Genomic DNA, 16,460 nt, shown 5'->3' with positions numbered 1-16,460 from the left:
CAAAATGACCACACTGACATTACAACCGGGCGAACTCACCCTTTCCCAACTGCGGCAAGTAAGCCGTGAATCTGTACAGATTGCTTTTGCGGATGGCATTGAAGCCACCATGAAAGCCAGTACCGACACCGTCGCTGACATCCTCGCTCAAGACCGCGTCGTATATGGCATTAACACAGGGTTTGGCTTGCTGGCTAATACTCGGATTGAATTAGACGATTTAGAAACCCTGCAACGCTCAATCGTGCTCTCTCATGCCGCTGGTATTGGCGAGTTTATGGATGATGCCACCGTGCGTCTTATGATCGTACTGAAAGTAGCCAGCTTGGCGCGCGGCTACTCCGGGATCCGCTTCGAAGTCGTAAAAGCACTGGCAGCGCTGGTTAATCACCAGGTGTATCCTTGCATTCCCAAAAAAGGCTCAGTCGGCGCCTCGGGCGATCTTGCACCATTGGCGCATATGAGCACAGTACTGCTCGGCGAAGGCCAAGCCCGGTACAAAGGGGAAGTCATTTCTGGAGAGGCTGCACTCAAAATTGCGGGCCTATCGCCCATCACTCTTGGACCAAAAGAAGGACTCGCGCTGCTCAATGGCACGCAGGCTTCTACTGCTTTTGCGCTTGAAGGCTTGTTTGAAGCCGAAGATTTATACGCCGCGGCCACTGTCTGTGGCGCATTATCGGTAGAGGCAGCGCTTGGTAGCCGCCGGCCGTTTGACCCACGCATTCATGCCGTGCGTGGCCATCAGACGCAAATGGATGCCGCTGCCGCTTATCGTCACTTGCTGGGCGAAAGTAGCGACATTGGCAACAGCCATCAAAATTGTGAAAAAGTGCAAGACCCCTACTCATTACGTTGCCAACCACAAGTGATGGGCGCGTGCTTGCAACAAATTCGCCATGCCGCTGACGTGCTCACCACCGAGGCAAATGCCGTATCTGACAACCCGCTCGTGTTCCCAGACGATGGCGATATTATTTCCGGCGGCAACTTCCACGCCGAGCCGGTCGCAATGGTAGCGGATAACTTAGCCCTAGCAATTGCCGAAATCGGCAGCTTATCAGAGCGCCGCATGGCCTTACTGATTGATAGCAACTTGAGTAAACTCCCGCCATTTTTGGTCAACAACGGCGGGGTCAACTCCGGCTTTATGATCGCCCAAGTCACCGCTGCTGCACTGGCAAGCGAAAATAAGACTTTGGCTCACCCGGCATCTATCGATAGCTTGCCCACGTCTGCCAACCAAGAAGATCATGTCTCCATGGCGACTTTCGCTGCGCGTCGCTTGCATGACATGAGTGCCAACACCCGCGGCATTTTGGCCGTTGAGCTACTTTCGGCCAGCCAAGGGATTGATTTTCGCGCGCCCAATAAAACCTCTCAGCGCTTAGAGCAAGCCAAAGCCGAGTTACGCGGCGTGGTGCCGTTTTACGATAAAGACCGCTACTTTGCGCCTGATATCGAAAAGGCCAATGCGCTGGTGCAAACCGGTACCTATAACCGACTAATGCCCTCTGGCTTACTCCCTAGCCTGTAAAGTATTTACCCGCAAAAACGGCTCCTTATGAGCCGTTTTTTATTCAATTTGCCGCCATCTCCACAGAACACTAAAGCTAAAATAGACTAATATGTAGGCAGTTACCTCCCCTCACCTCGATGTAACGGAGTCGCTTATGTGGCATGCACTGTCTCTACATTTATCCGAACAGCTCGATATTGATTTTGAGATCAGAGAAAAAACCGCCATCGGCGGTGGCGACATCCACGACGCCTATTGCATTAGCGATGGGGGCGAGCAGCGCTTTTTCGTTAAAACCAACCAGCGAGAATGTCTGCCCGCGTTTGAGGCCGAGGCCGAAGGCCTGCGCCAACTGGCAATGAGTGAGCACATTCATGTTCCGCGGGTGTATTTTGTCGGGCCGGTAAAAGACAGTGCAGCATTGGTACTCAATTTCCTACCCATTAAATCGCTCGACGATACTCAAGCCTATTTATTCGGTCAGCAACTGGCGCGTCATCACCGCTGGGGGGAGCAAGTCGAATACGGATTCGATGACGATAACTTCATCGGCACCAGCGAACAAAGAAACAGCTGGCACCGCAAGTGGTGTCACTTCTTTGCTGAGCAACGAATTGGCTGGCAACTACAACTAGCAGCGGAAAAATCACTGCATTTGGGCGACATTGATACCATCATTCACGGCGTCAAAGCGCAACTGGCTAACCATCGCCCCAAACCTGCACTTCTCCATGGCGATCTGTGGTCAGGCAATGTCGGTTTATCCGTCAACGGCCCAGTACTATTTGATCCGGCCTGTTATTGGGGCGATCGCGAAGCCGATATCGCCATGACAGAGCTATTCGGCGGTTTCCCGCAAAGCTTTTACAACGGCTACCAGGCTGAATGGCCATTAGACGAGGGTTATCAACAACGAAAAGATATTTATAACCTTTATCATGTGCTCAACCATGTCAATTTATTCGGCGGCCCCTACCTTGCACAAGCCGAACAATTGCTGACAAAACTCACACTCACGGTGTAGGATGCCAGACACACACACTGAGATAGAGGTTGGCGATGTTATCTGCCGCAATATTTGATATGGATGGCCTATTGGTCGACTCAGAGCCGTTCTGGCAACGGGCGCAAATTGATGTATTGACCGAGCTCGGCGTTTCTATCAGTTTACAAGATACGCGTGATACCACAGGCGTGCGGATTGATGAAATTGTGAAACACTACGCACGTACCCAGCCTTGGCAGGGGCCATCGAATGCTGACGTGCAAGCGCGAATCGTCGCACGCGTGGTTGAGCTGGTTAAAGATGAAAAACCCATGATGCCCGGCGTTAAAGACGCGTTGCAAATTTGCCGTCAAGCTGGCTTAAAAATCGGTCTGGCCTCATCGTCTCCACTGACCCTAATCCATCCGACATTGGATGCGCTAGGGCTTAGCGACGCATTTGAAATTGTCGAGTCGGCGGGGGATTTAAAATACGGTAAGCCCCATCCTAAAGTGTATCTTAATGCCGCTAACGCCTTGGGCGTCGAGCCCGACGCTTGCGTCGCCTTTGAAGATTCCTTTACCGGCTTACTTGCGGCTAAAGCCGCCTCGATGAAAACCATTGTGGTGCCGGCCGCGCATGAGTGGGAAGATCCTCGCTTTGTGATTGCCGATCAAAAGCTTGCCAGCCTAAAAGCTTTTAGTGCGGATAATCTTTCGTCGCTGTAGCGATCGTCTCCTGGGTGGCATTAAGCGCGTACAGTAGTTAATGCCACCTCTTAGAACAACGTCCATCATTTATCCATCTTACGATCCTCATCTATACTGGCAGTAACCGCTTTGTCATAAAAGAAGGGCTGTGACGATGGATGATATAACTGACCGGCTAGTAAGCTGCCCGCACTGTGGACACCGTATTGATCTCACACTGGATCTCAGTGGCGGCAATCAAGAGTTTTACGAAGATTGTCCCAACTGCTGTAATGCGGTGCACTACAACATGCAAATCGACGAGTTACATAAAACCGTTAACTTATTTGTCGATGCGGATGACGAGCAAATTTTTTAGCCACGCACCCTATAACGCCCACTGAATGCAGCGCCATAAATCAGTGTAACGTTATCACCAAGTGCAAACACAAAGCTAACCGACGCGACTCGTATCAGGGTCGCATTGTCTTGGTGGGCTATTCTTGGTGTCATCATTGTTTGCTCTCGTTCGGGATGCAAAATTGACACGGCTTTTGCTTCCTTTTCGCGCCTCCTGGCACGTATAATTGCGCGCAATCGATTCCTCCCTCCCTTTCACTTAAACATGTTGAGGCCAACGTGCAGCAATACCATGATGAAGCAAGAGCCATTATTCGGCTCAGTGTGCCTGTTTTTATTGCCCAAATAGCGCAAACCTCGATGGGGTTTGTCGATACCGTCATGGCGGGCGGATATAGCGCCACCGATATGGCCGCCGTAGCGGTTGCCTCGAGTATATGGATGCCTGCAATCTTGTTTGGGATTGGCCTGCTAATGGCCATGGTCCCTATGATTGCGCAACTTAATGGGGCGAGCAAAGCCACTGCGATCCCGTTTCAATTTCAGCAAGGTCTGTATATGGCATTGCTGTTGAGCATACCCACTGGGCTTATTCTTTATAAAGCCGGTTTTATTATTAATCTCATGGATGTGGAAGCAGCGCTAACTGAAAAAACCATCGGTTACTTACATGCGGTAATCTGGGCGGTACCGGCTTTCTTGGTGTTCCAATCCATTCGTAACTTATGCGAGGGAATGTCGCTCACCATTCCCGCAATGGTCATTGGCTTTATCGGGCTTGCGGCAAACATTCCACTCAACTGGATGTTTGTATACGGCAAACTCGGCGCGCCAGAGCTCGGCGGCGTGGGGTGCGGTGTCGCTACCGCGTTGGTGTATTGGATCATGGCTATCCTTATGGCGTTATATGTGGCAGTGAGCAAAAAACTCAGTGGTCTTCAGCTTTTTGCCTCGCTTTACGCGCCAGCATTCAAAGAGCAAATCCGCCTCTTTCGACTCGGGTTCCCAGTCGCTGCTTCGCTGTTTTTTGAGGTGACCTTATTTGCGGCGATTGCCATTTTAATCGCACCTCTTGGCTCGATTACCGTCGCAGCGCACCAAGTGGCCATTAACTTCTCCACCATGATTTTCATGTTACCCATGAGTTTGGGTGTCGCCGTCAGTATTCGTGTCGGCCACCTGCTGGGCAAGCGCACCACCGAGGGAGCAGGCAACTCCGCCAAAATTGGGATTTGGCTGGGGGTGAGCACAGCCGTTATTACCGCGCTACTGACCGTTTGGCTGCGCGATCCAATTATCGCCCTGTATTCCGATAATCCAGACGTGGCAACGTTGGCGTCATCACTGATGTTATTGGCCGCGGTATATCAGATCACCGACGCCATTCAAGTGGTCGCGGCTGGTGCCCTGCGTGGCTACAAAGATATGCGTGCCATTTTCCAGCGCACTCTGATCGCATACTGGGGCTTGGGCTTGCCGCTTGGCTATGTACTCGGAATGACAGATTGGCTCGTCCCAGCCATGGGCGCGCATGGGTTTTGGATAGGCATCATCATTGGCTTATCCAGTGCTGCGGTACTGCTCGGGTTACGCCTACGCTGGCTGCGTCAGCAATCTCCTGAATTCCAACTGGCCATGTCAGAACGCTGAATGCCTTGCCACCCTGTCGGCGCTCGCTGGCAGGGTGACACCGGTCACGCCTTTATTAATTTGATATAAAAAACATATAAAACAGCGTGATAGATCAAACCCAACCGCTACGCACGCACCACTAAACCACGTATAGTTTGTCCTTATTCCCAGACAAAATACGTGGCAACCGGTCACATTATCGTAGAGTTGTTTATGTTTGAATTCCTAAAATCTCGCCCATTATCAGATAAAGCCTCGCCACAATCGCCGAACTCTATGCCTTTTGTTCATTCATTGTGTATGAGTAGCCGCGCTATCAATCAAACCACGCTATCGGCCTTATCTTGCCCTCATGGTAAAACACCCTTGGTACTGGCTTTTATCTCGCCACATTTACCCTTTGAAGCAACAACCCAAAAACTCCAAGCCGCGATGCCTTTTTGCCAAACTCTGATCACCATAATGACAGCCGGCGAACTGGGTGGTGGGCATTCTTCGCTGTATCACACTACAGACGGGCAATGGGATAACATTGTTTTGCAAAGTTATGGCGACAATGTCATTGAATCTGTCAGCGCAGCGACCGTGCCCTTACATTGTGAAGACATTAAACGCGGTACACCGACCTTATCGCCCAAGGCACGAATAGAAAAAATCACACGTTCGTTGCAACAGCTCAGGGTGCCTTTTCCTGTCGACGCCCAAGACACAGTCGCACTCACCTTTTTTGATGGTCTTAGTGGTTCAGAGAACTTCTTTATGCAGGCCCTTTATGCCACCCGCCGTTTCCCTTGCTACTTTATGGGTGGCTCTGCCGGCGGTACCCTGGATTTCAATGCAGCCAAGTTAGCACTCAACGGTAAACTACTCGATAACCATGCCGCGCTAGCTTTTATCAAGTTGGCCCCCGGTATCCGCTATGGCATCATGAATAGCCATAACTTCAAACCGACTCACTTCCACCTCGATATTGCCAAGGGCGATCCTGCGACCCGCGTTGTCACCGATGTATTTGCACCTAACAGCACCGCATTAATCTCTCCGGTACAAGCGTTATGCGACTATTTTAACTGCCAGGCTGATCAGCTGGAATCGCACTTAAACGGCTACACGTTTGGCGTAAAAATTGGCGAGCATATTTATATTCGCTCAATCGCTGCGATTGATCACCAACAGGGCGCCCTACACTTTTTTTGTGATCTTGATTTTGGCGATAGCCTGTACCTAATGAAGGCGGAAGATTTCGCTCAAACCACCGCGCAAGATTATCAACGACACCTAAAAGACAAGCCACGCCGTCCTTTTGCTATGCTAGCCAACGACTGTATCTTGCGCCGGGTCAACAATAGCCATTCGTTAGCGCGCGTCACCTGCTTTGATAACATCCCTAGCGTTGGCGGGTTTTCAACCTTTGGTGAGCTATTAGGAGTACATCAAAACCAGACACTGACCGCACTCATGCTTTATAGCGTCGCACCCAACGAGCCTTTTGCTGATGATTTTGCCGATCAATTTGCCATTCACTATGCCGATTACCGTGGCTACAACGCCCAAAAACAAATTAATAGCTTACAAAAACTTTCGGCGCTTCAATCGCACAGCATCGATCGTCTTTCGCGCTACAAATCGCTACTACAATCACTGTTGGACAGTTACAGCGGCGTGGCCGACTACGCCACCGAGAGCGCAGACATTCTCCAAGCTGTCCAACAACAGTTTTCAACACTTGCTAACGAGGTCAAACAACAACACGGGCAAAGCCAAGATCTACAAACCCACACCGACGCCCTGAGTGTGAACGCCAGCCGTATTGAAGAAATTTTAAAAGTGATTGATGGCATTGCCGAGCAAACCAATCTATTGGCATTAAACGCCGCTATAGAGGCCGCACGCGCAGGCGAGCAAGGGCGCGGTTTTGCTGTGGTTGCTGATGAAGTCCGTAACTTATCGCAAAATACGCAAAATAGCCTTAGTACCACTGGAGAGACAGTGAGAAATGTCAACAGCGCCATTGGTCAGATCAGCCATGTGATTGGGCTGACCCTCGAGGTAATGGATAAAGTCCAGTACTCTGCTGATGGGTTAAGCGATGAAGTCACACGACTACTGAGCCTGTCTGAACAAGCGACCGAAAGTATTCAGTCAAGCATTGCTAATATTGAACAAGTACAGCAAGACATGACAGCCATTGATAAGGAGCTTTCTACCATTTTATCGCTCACCCAAAGCCAACAAGTCGCGGAGTAAGCTCTTAACGCATGCACACAGGTAACGTTCAACCAGGCGATCGTTCATCCGATCGCCTGCGTAAATGGTATGATTGATACGTCAAGAGCTTAGCCACGAGATAAACCATGCGCGGACTCAAAACAACCTTACTGCTCGTTACCTTACTCGGATTAGGTGGGTGCCAATCTGACGATCCGGCCAAAGACATGATGGCTGATTATTACCAACGTTTAGGCAATGTGCTTGATGCACCGACGCCCGACTTTACCACTCCAGCAGTGCCGCCGTTGCCACGCAAACGCGATCTAGTCCAGCCACTTGAAGCACTACGAATGGGCGTACTTGATGCCTACGAGCTGCGTGAGTGTGGCTTGTTTAATCTTATCGCCGAGCGCAACTCATCCCTCGGCAAAGTCGCCGATCGCTTTCGCCAACTCGATTACGAACTCAATTTTATTGACACCGCCCAACGGTGTTTACCGCAAGTCAAAGATCCGAGCATTCACACTGAGTTAGAACAGGCACTGGCACTGAAACGCCAACAGCGCGACACCGTAATCTGGAATACCTTGGCTGATAGTGATGCCTGGCGCGGGCAGCTGAGTTTACCGGCCTATACACTCCCCATTGATCTTCCCGCACATAGTAATGCCGTCAGCACCATTGATCAGTTTAGCCATTTACTCAACCACCACCCGGTAGCCAACGAATCGGTCACCGACTGGCAAGAGAGCATTGAAAAGCAACGCATTCTTGGCGCCCTATTTGTTAGCTTGAGCTATCACACCGCTTGGCTTAACCAAACCAGTGCACTGATCGCCAATCACCAAGAAAAAGTCCTGTGTGGCGGCAATTTTGATACGACCCGCCTAGAGCGCCTACAAACCGTGTTTTATAAATTTTACGTCGGCGATGTTCAGCCGTATTTAGCCCGTGTCGATGGCCTTTATCGTGATATTGCGCCAGCGTTGACCCGTTTTGCTACGTTGCAAACACCGGATGCGTTTAGCGCGTATAAAAACGCCTATTGGCAGGGAGAGGCTTACCGCCAATACAAAGACGCGATCAAGCACCATGCAGATGTATGGCAGCAACTTTTTCAACGCTGTGACGTCAAACTGGGGCAATAGCGACGTAGCGAAGCGACTGAAAAAGCGAAAATATCGCCACTTTGATGATCAAATCGCCAAACAAACGCGAATGTACAAAAATATGCGTTGAAGCGCTTGCGCGATAAAGATGAACTCGCTACTATTCACCCCGCTTTCAAGCACTGTGCGTCCGTAGCTCAGCTGGTTAGAGTATCGCCTTGACATGGCGGGGGTCGGTGGTTCGAGTCCACTCGGACGCACCACTTGGCTTGATAGCAAATGGTCAATCGCTTCAACATCGCGGTGGCTGTTCTAAAAAAATGGTATGCGTCTGTAGCTCAGCTGGTTAGAGTATCGCCTTGACATGGCGGGGGTCGGTGGTTCGAGTCCACTCAGACGCACCAAATTTTGAAATACGCGTCCGTAGCTCAGTTGGTTAGAGTACCGCCTTGACATGGCGGGGGTCGGCAGTTCGAGTCTGCCCGGACGCACCACTTCAAATTATCCCCTTCTTTTTTTAGTATCTTGATATATTCCCTTGCGACGCATAAAAAATAAACGTCATGTATATGTTTACGTAGATATAAAAGGCCTGCTTTCTAACAAGCCTTTTTAACTTGTAACCTACAATTATGCCACTGAGCTATCTACCGCTAAGACAAACTTTTTGATTGCTTTAGCGACACCGTGGTTATCGTTACTTTCGGTAATATAATCCGCGATTTGCTTGGTTGCTTCCATCGCATTGGCCATGGCAATTCCAAGACCCGCATATTCCAACATCGCATGGTCATTTTCTGCATCGCCCATGCAGATCACTTCGTCGGGGTGAATACCTAAGTGTTCTGCAATTGCAGCGACCCCCGCCCCTTTATGACTTGCCGGGTTTAGAAATTCAAGGAAGAAGGGCGCACTTTGCACCACCGTAAACTCCTCGCGCAGCGCTGCGGGTAAAGCACTGATCACTTCATTTAACTTGCTTGGCTCCGCCACCATCAACACTTTAATAATGGGGTGATCATCGCTTAGAGTCTCGAAATCCATCACGGTGATATCAAGCCCGTTGATGTTGGCCTCAATGTCGGTATACGGGTTGAGCGCAGGGGTGATCAATCCGTGCTCGGTACTAAAGGCATGCACATAGGCACCTAATGCTTCAGCATGTCGAGCGAGCGCTTTGGCAGCTTTACCGTCTAGCCCCTTTTGCAAGATCACCTCGTCAGTCCCCACGTTTTTCACCATCGAGCCGTTGTAATACAGCACAAAGTCTTTATCTGAATGAATATCCAACTCATCCAGCTTAGGTTGCATGCCTTCAAGCGGACGGCCAGATGCCAACACCACGGCCACCCCTTTGTCACGCGCGCGGGCAATGGCCTGTTTGTTTTCAGCCGATATTTCTTTATCGCTGTTTAACAAGGTGCCATCCATATCTAGGGCGATTAATTTGTACATCGTCAACTTACCTCAACATCAAATTCAAAACGGAATGGATTCCCTCAGCCTTAATCGGCTCTACAGCAATAAGCTATCGTCAATGGGAATAAAGCGATCAACGCTATTCACGAGGGAGTTGGCACTTAACGCAGGCACTCCAAACACGAAGGCTTCGGTATGATAGCGCTCGCGAATTTTGTTCATCAGCAAATCAAAATCGCCATCACCAGAGAGCAGAACCACGGTATCGACATCCGACGCAGCTTCCATCACATCAATGGCAATGCCCACATCCCAATCGCCTTTGGTGCTACCATCGGCGCGTTGAATATAAGGTTTGAGCTTCACGGTAAAGCCAATGTGCCGCAATGCATCTTGAAATTTGATTTGCTGATCATCATCACGACGAATGGCATAAGCATACGCGGTAACCACCTCACCCATTTGGCTCAGCGTATGCCACAACTGGCGATAGTTAAACTGGCGCCCGTAGGCTTGGCGTGTGGTGTAGTAGATATTTTGAACGTCGACAAAAACCGCGATTTTTTTCAAGTCAGGCTCACAGTCGGTGGGAGAATTGAAGCCAAAGAGGATACCACATCACGCTACCGTGACGACAATCACAAACGTGGCCGCGTCTAGCAAAAACAAAAAAGCCGCTGATAACAGCGGCTCTCGCGAGGGGCACCATTAACTCAACCCAACAATATTACCCTCATCATCGAGGTCAAGTTTCATAAACGCCGGTTTTTCCGGCAATCCGGGCATGGTCATCACATTGCCGCATAAGGCATAGACAAATCCGGCACCGGCACACAATTTCAACTCGCGGATCGGTACATCAAACCCTTGCGGCGCGCCTTTAATCGTGCCATCCGTTGAAATTGACAGCGGCGTTTTCGCCAAACACACAGCTAAATCATCAAGGCCTTGTTGCTTAAATTGTTGCAGCTGCTGCTTAGCAACATCACTGAGCGTGACACTCCCTGCACCGTACCCGACTTCAGCCACGGCCATCAGCTTTTCTTCTAAGCATTGATCGGCTGAATACAAAGGCCTAAAGGTCGAAGGAGCGGCACATTGAGCCATGACTTTCTTTGCCAGTTCACGCGTGCCCTCGCCGCCGTGAGCAAAGCCCTCACTGACGGCAACTTGTACCTGGTTGGGTAACGCTTCGATCATGGCTTTTAATGTCGCAAGCTCAGCATCGCTATCTTGCGGGAAACGGTTGATTGCGACCACCGCCGGCACACCATATTGATTTACATTGTTGATGTGCCACTTCAGGTTTTCAAACCCTGCCACCAATGCTTCATGATCATCCACAAAAAGTGATTCTGGTAGTGGTTGCCCAGGCAAAAAGTTATAGTGCGTTGAGTTGGCCTTTAAGCCACGTAATGTGGCCACAATCACCGCGCAGTCTGGTGCTTTACCGGATGCTTGCGCTTTGATGTTGCATGCCTTCTCAAATCCCATGTCTGAGCCAAAGCCCCCTTCGGTGACGGTGTAATCACTCAGCTTAAGGGCAATGTTATCGGCAATAATCGACGAATTACCATGGGCAATATTGGCAAAGGGGCCGGCATGAATTAGCGTCGGCACGCCCTCTAAGGTTTGCATGAGCGTGGGTTCAATTGCCGCTTTCATGCTTACCGACATCGCCCCCGCCACTTGCAAATCTTCGGTCGTGATCGGCTCACCGGCATGACTATAAGCCAACACAATGCGGCCAATGCGCTGACGTAAGTCACGAAGATCGCTTGCCAGCGCCAGAATCGCCATTAACTCAGAAGCGGCTGAGATATCAAATCCGCCCTCTCGCTCATAGCCATTAATGGTTTTTCCCGGCTCATTTTTGCCCACAGTAACCATGCGCAAGGCGCGATCGTTATGATCCATCACCCGCTTCCACACCACGCGATTCGGATCGATGTTTAACGCTTTTAGTCCGCTTCGAGCTTCAAAGTCGTCATAGCCCAAGCGCTGCTCGTGATAGATGCGCGCGTCAATCGCGGCAGCGGCCAAATTGTGTGCAGCAGTGACGGCATGAATATCACCGGTTAAGTGCAGGTTTAGCTCTTCCATCGGGGCCACTTGTGAATAACCGCCTCCAGCCGCGCCGCCTTTTACCCCAAATACCGGCCCCATCGAAGGTTGACGAATACAAGCGGTCACGGATTGGTTGAGTTTCGCTAACCCTTGCGCCAGGCCGATGGTGGTCACCGTTTTACCCTCGCCCAGCGGCGTTGGGGTAATAGCGGTAACCACGACCAACTTGCCAGTTTGATTAGGCGCGAGGCGCTTCAAACAATTGAGAGAGACTTTGGCTTTGTGGCTGCCTTGGGTTTCAAACTCTGCTTCAAGCAAACCGGCTTGCTTGGCAATGGTAGAAATGGAAGTCAGTGTGGTGTTACGACAGATTTCGACATCAGATAGCATGAAACCCTCTCAATAGAGTATAAAATAATCACGTAAACGTTTGCGTGAAAATGATACCGCTAAAATGACCGTTGTAAAGCGAAAGAATATCACAACTAATAGGCGAATCGAGAAGAGGAATGTTCCTGCTCGTTCCCATGCTCCTGCGAGGGAACAAGTTCAATATTCGCTGTCTCAACTTGGGTCGCTGTATTGTTTACTATGAGGGTATTTATTGACACGAAAAATCATTGTTTGAACTTCGGCCGTTCCACCACGTAGGCATATAGCGCGATAAGTGGGAAGATTATTAACGCGAACTCCCCTAACGTGTTCCAAAAGGCATAAGCACCTACCGCTGCGATCAATGCAACGAGGATTAATAACGATCGATCCTTTAGTCGGCGCATGGTTATTGATTCCTTAGCAAGTTGTGGCTGTTTGGTTGGCGTAAAGCATTATCCGCAAAACCAAGCTCTTGAAAAGCTTTTTTAAGCTCTTCACCACTGTATGACGTCTCTCTTGTTGACGCTCTCAACGCTGAAACCAATAATCGCCCCAGCATAAAAAGAAGCTGTGACACCTGCTAATGTTGTTCCTACGGCTCGACTAGCGACTACGCTAATTGAGACATCAGCAGCTTTAGTCATTAAAGCCGCTTCAATACTCGCTAACGCACCTGACATGGTTATGAAAAGCAGCAAGCTTCCGCATGGTAAATGGTCTCTGACTTCGGTGATTCGCTTGCCAGTGTCAGCCGAGGTGATTGCCATGCGTTGACATTCTTGATCGCTTTCAGCAATGGTTTTCACCGCGCTATCCATAATACTTTGCTAGACAGGATAAAATCTAACCCGCTGTTTTAGAAACAAAAATATTAGGGTTATTGCAAAAGCTGTGATGGGGGTTGGATTGGACGAATCGCTATGCCATTGAGCCGGCTCTGTTGTCTATCGATGCCGTTTAAGCTTACAGCTAAAAAACGCCCAATCGAAGGGCGATTTTCTGGGCACTATATCTTCGGCATCATTCTATGGCATTGAATAGTGGCCTCTTCGGACTTAACCAATATAGCATTGAACCACATCGTTACATTTTGCGGCCGATTATCTGATGTAAGCCAGATTTTTTCTATAGTTAAACCACCAGCATCTCGGATAGTTTGGTCAAAACGCTCTTCATTCATATCCGTAAAGTGACGTTCTCCTTGTTGACGCTCGGAGTCACCGTATTTAAAGCTCACTATAAATTTTCCCTCTTGTGAGAGAAATTGTTTTAGATGATTAAAGGTTGCTGGCAATTTTTTGTACGGGACATGGAGCAAACTTGCGCAGGCCCAGATAGCATCAAACTGCCTTTGAGTGGTGTACTCCATGAATGTACAACAATGTACAGTCTGCCCAACAAGTTGCGATGCCGCTTCCGACATGGCCTTGCTTGCATCAAATGCCTCAACGTCAAACCCCATTTTTTTAAAATTCAGAGCATCACGTCCAGAACCACAACCGGCATCAAGAATGGCACCTCCAGCTGATAACGATGGAATCACCTGCTGATAGAGATTCCTCATGTCAACCTCTTGAGTTGTAATTATAAAAGTGTCGGCATGCTCGTTATAGTAGTGAATGGAAGATTTAACTGTATTACAGTATGTCATTATTCGGTCATCCATTTTGATAAGCTCGTCGTTAACAGGATATAGCTCAGTGCAAGGACAAAAAGTTTCAAGTCTAACTCAACATCCGGATGTTCTCACGACCGGACTGCAACAGCCCTTATTACCTCAACTACTCCATGCTATCAACCATGCCAGTGAATTAGAAATAACGGTATCCTTTATCCGTCGTAGCGGTCTTAACCTGATTTTCGATGCCCTCCATGAAGCGATTGAACGAGGAGCAAGCCTCAAGATATTGACATCTGACTATCTACACATCACCGATCCAAAAGCACTAGAACAGTTACTCAGTCTGCCCGGGGGCGAGTTAAGAATCTATCAGTGTCAACCTAATGATGGCTTTCATATGAAAGCGTACATTTTTATCTGCAATGAACAAAGAGAGGGCTGCGCTTTCATCGGCTCAAATAACCTCAGTCAACAAGCATTGACTAGCGCCCATGAGTGGGCTTTACGCTATGATCTCATTGCGGACAACAACGATAGTCAAAATCAGTTTTACCGTATACGTGAGGCATTTGATCATATTTTCCATCACCATCAAACCGCCGAGCTCACATTTGAATGGGTGCAACACTATATTGCACGACGAGAACCGCCTCAAATTACTCACTTTTTTCCTTCAGAGAAAAAGGACGCTTTTTATCCAAGACCAGACCAAGAAGTCGCTTTAAAGGCTTTGGCTGACACTAGAGAGCAGGGGTATCTTCGGGGTTTGGTTGTCTTAGCGACAGGAATGGGCAAAACGTGGCTGAGTGCTTTTGATGCGCAGCAAATACAGGCTAAACGCGTCTTATTTGTTGCTCATCGGGAGGAAATTTTAATACAGGCTCAAGATACCTTTTCTCAGCTACTCCCCCACTACAGCACGGGACTTTACGCCAGCAAAGTACGTCAGGAAAATGCTGACTGTTTATTCGCATCCATTCAGACCATCGGGAAACAAGAACATCTAGTTCAGTTTGATCCGCATCATTTTGATTACGTTGTAGTCGATGAGTTTCACCATGCGAGTGCACCAATCTACCGCGCCTTACTCGATTACTTCAGACCTCAATTTATGCTTGGCCTTACCGCAACACCGGAGCGAAGTGATCAAGCCGATATCCTGAGTCTGTGTGATAACAACCTTGTATTTGAGCGTAATCTGGTTCATGGCATAGATAGTGGCGCTTTGGTGCCTTTTTATTACTATGGGATCTGGGATGGGTATGTCGATTACACCTCGATTCCTTGGCGTAATGGTAAGTTTGATCCAGAAGCTTTGGAATATCAGTTTGCCAGTCAAAATCGAGCAAAACATGCTTTTGAAACCTGGAAGAAGTACACTCAGGAACGTACTCTAGCATTCTGTATCTCCACCAAGCACGCCGATTATATGGCAGCTTATTTTAATCGTCATGGCGTCACATCTGCCGCCGTTCATAGCAAATCACATTTGCGCCGAAATCAAGCACTATCCATGCTAAAAGATGGACAACTGAAAGTCTTGTTCACCGTTGACCTGTTTAATGAAGGGGTTGATTTACCTGGCATTGACACTGTAATGATGTTGCGCCCCAGCGAGTCTAAGATTGTTTTTCTGCAGCAACTAGGTCGTGGCTTACGATTAGCAGATAATAAAACTCACCTGGTTGTTATGGACTTTATCGGTAACCATCACAGCTTCCTATTGAAGCCTATGGCTTTACTCGGAACCTCAAATATCCGGGAAGCCATTAAGAAGATTAAATCACCTGAACTTCCGAAAGGCTGTTATACCAACTTCGACCTTGAAGTGACCGATTTCTGGCATAAATTAGCAGAACAACAGCGCACTACAGCCTTACAAGACTTGCTTTACCTGGAACAAAAACTGGGACATAGACCGACCGCAGCAGAATTTTATCATGAGTACGAAAGCCTTAAGAAGGCAGATAAGCAGCACGGTAGCTGGTTTGAACTGGTGGCGGCTCACGAGAAAGATGACAAAGAAACGCAGAAGCTAATCCCATATTTTGAATTTCTGCGACAGGGCGTGCAAAAAACAAGCATGACCAAATGCTTTAAAGCGATAACATTGCAGGCTTTTATAGCACTCGATGGCCTAAGTACGCCCCCAAGCCTGAGACAATTAGCAGAAAAAAGCCGGTCTCTGTTGCAGCATTACCCTCACCTTGCTGAGCGCGACATCCTTGCGAAAGTGAAAGAAGAGCCTGCAAATTCTGCCGCTTGGTTAGCTTATTGGAAAAATAATCCGATAGCTGCTTTCACTAAGGAGACGAAAACTGCACCAGCATGGTTTCGAATCGAAAAAGATCACTTTGTACTCAGCCATCCAGTTAGACAGGAAGATACCGAAGTACTAGGTCACGCGATAGTAGAACTTATTGACTACTTACTTACGGCTTATAGCCAGCGTGGAAAGCAGTAACCAAAACCC

At 48.9% G+C, this 16,460-nt stretch carries 13 protein-coding genes, 3 tRNA genes and 1 pseudogene; 12 read left to right on the top strand and 5 right to left on the bottom strand.

Going from position 1 to position 16,460, the window contains the following annotated elements; all coding sequences use genetic code 11:
- Positions 1-4 precede the first annotated feature (4 nt).
- The 11 genes and pseudogenes from hutH (at position 5) to BZG81_RS03975 (ending at position 8,999) form a co-directional block, all read left to right on the top strand.
- Positions 5-1,537: a histidine ammonia-lyase gene (hutH, locus tag BZG81_RS04020; RefSeq protein WP_077460498.1), complete on the top strand. Its 1,533-nt coding sequence runs from the start codon at positions 5-7 to the stop codon at positions 1,535-1,537.
- Positions 1,538-1,673: 136 nt separating this feature from the next.
- Positions 1,674-2,543 carry a fructosamine kinase family protein gene (locus BZG81_RS04015; protein WP_077576020.1) on the top strand — a complete coding sequence of 290 codons (870 nt, stop codon included), beginning with the start codon at positions 1,674-1,676 and terminating at the stop codon, positions 2,541-2,543.
- Positions 2,544-2,578: 35 nt separating this feature from the next.
- A complete protein-coding gene (hxpB, locus tag BZG81_RS04010; protein ID WP_021023666.1) occupies positions 2,579-3,232 on the top strand; it encodes a hexitol phosphatase HxpB in 654 nt (217 codons plus the stop codon).
- Between the two features lie 136 nt (positions 3,233-3,368).
- Entirely contained in the window at positions 3,369-3,572 is a 204-nt protein-coding gene (locus BZG81_RS04005; RefSeq protein ID WP_021023665.1) for a CPXCG motif-containing cysteine-rich protein, read from the top strand.
- Positions 3,573-3,832: 260 nt separating this feature from the next.
- Positions 3,833-5,203 carry an MATE family efflux transporter gene (locus BZG81_RS04000; protein ID WP_077676795.1) on the top strand — a complete coding sequence of 457 codons (1,371 nt, stop codon included), beginning with the start codon at positions 3,833-3,835 and terminating at the stop codon, positions 5,201-5,203.
- Positions 5,204-5,398: 195 nt separating this feature from the next.
- Positions 5,399-6,595 (top strand): annotated as a pseudogene (locus BZG81_RS15900) (FIST signal transduction protein); the annotation flags it as partial.
- A 48-nt stretch (positions 6,596-6,643) separates the two neighbouring features.
- Entirely contained in the window at positions 6,644-7,432 is a 789-nt protein-coding gene (locus BZG81_RS15895; RefSeq protein ID WP_443216216.1) for a methyl-accepting chemotaxis protein, read from the top strand.
- Positions 7,433-7,539: 107 nt separating this feature from the next.
- Complete coding sequence (locus BZG81_RS03990) at positions 7,540-8,544, top strand: DUF3080 domain-containing protein (protein ID WP_077676794.1); 1,005 nt, start codon at positions 7,540-7,542, stop codon at positions 8,542-8,544.
- A gap of 147 nt (positions 8,545-8,691) precedes the next feature.
- Positions 8,692-8,768 (top strand) — tRNA-Val (locus tag BZG81_RS03985).
- Positions 8,769-8,832: 64 nt separating this feature from the next.
- Positions 8,833-8,909: transfer RNA gene (locus BZG81_RS03980), tRNA-Val, on the top strand.
- 13 nt (positions 8,910-8,922) lie between these two features.
- A tRNA-Val gene (locus BZG81_RS03975) sits at positions 8,923-8,999 on the top strand.
- A 136-nt stretch (positions 9,000-9,135) separates the two neighbouring features.
- Here BZG81_RS03975 and BZG81_RS03970 read toward each other — a convergent pair.
- From BZG81_RS03970 to BZG81_RS03950, 5 genes are all read right to left on the bottom strand, one after another.
- Entirely contained in the window at positions 9,136-9,960 is an 825-nt protein-coding gene (locus BZG81_RS03970; RefSeq protein ID WP_077676793.1) for a Cof-type HAD-IIB family hydrolase, read from the bottom strand.
- Positions 9,961-10,020: 60 nt separating this feature from the next.
- Positions 10,021-10,494: an NYN domain-containing protein gene (locus BZG81_RS03965; RefSeq protein ID WP_077676792.1), complete on the bottom strand. Its 474-nt coding sequence runs from the start codon at positions 10,492-10,494 to the stop codon at positions 10,021-10,023.
- Positions 10,495-10,632: 138 nt separating this feature from the next.
- Positions 10,633-12,381: a formate--tetrahydrofolate ligase gene (locus BZG81_RS03960; RefSeq protein WP_077676791.1), complete on the bottom strand. Its 1,749-nt coding sequence runs from the start codon at positions 12,379-12,381 to the stop codon at positions 10,633-10,635.
- 479 nt (positions 12,382-12,860) lie between these two features.
- Positions 12,861-13,172: a hypothetical protein gene (locus BZG81_RS03955; protein WP_131826426.1), complete on the bottom strand. Its 312-nt coding sequence runs from the start codon at positions 13,170-13,172 to the stop codon at positions 12,861-12,863.
- Between the two features lie 200 nt (positions 13,173-13,372).
- A complete protein-coding gene (locus BZG81_RS03950; RefSeq protein ID WP_241827347.1) occupies positions 13,373-13,930 on the bottom strand; it encodes a class I SAM-dependent methyltransferase in 558 nt (185 codons plus the stop codon).
- A 55-nt stretch (positions 13,931-13,985) separates the two neighbouring features.
- On the opposite strand from BZG81_RS03950, the gene BZG81_RS03945 reads away from it, so the two are divergent.
- Positions 13,986-16,451: a DEAD/DEAH box helicase family protein gene (locus tag BZG81_RS03945; protein ID WP_077676788.1), complete on the top strand. Its 2,466-nt coding sequence runs from the start codon at positions 13,986-13,988 to the stop codon at positions 16,449-16,451.
- Positions 16,452-16,460 lie beyond the last annotated feature (9 nt).

The organism is Salinivibrio sp. MA607 (assembly GCF_001996245.1).
GTDB classification, from domain to species: Bacteria; Pseudomonadota; Gammaproteobacteria; order Enterobacterales; family Vibrionaceae; genus Salinivibrio; species Salinivibrio costicola.
Note: the sequence above shows the minus strand (reverse complement) of the source record. Positions and strands in the feature narration are given on the sequence as shown.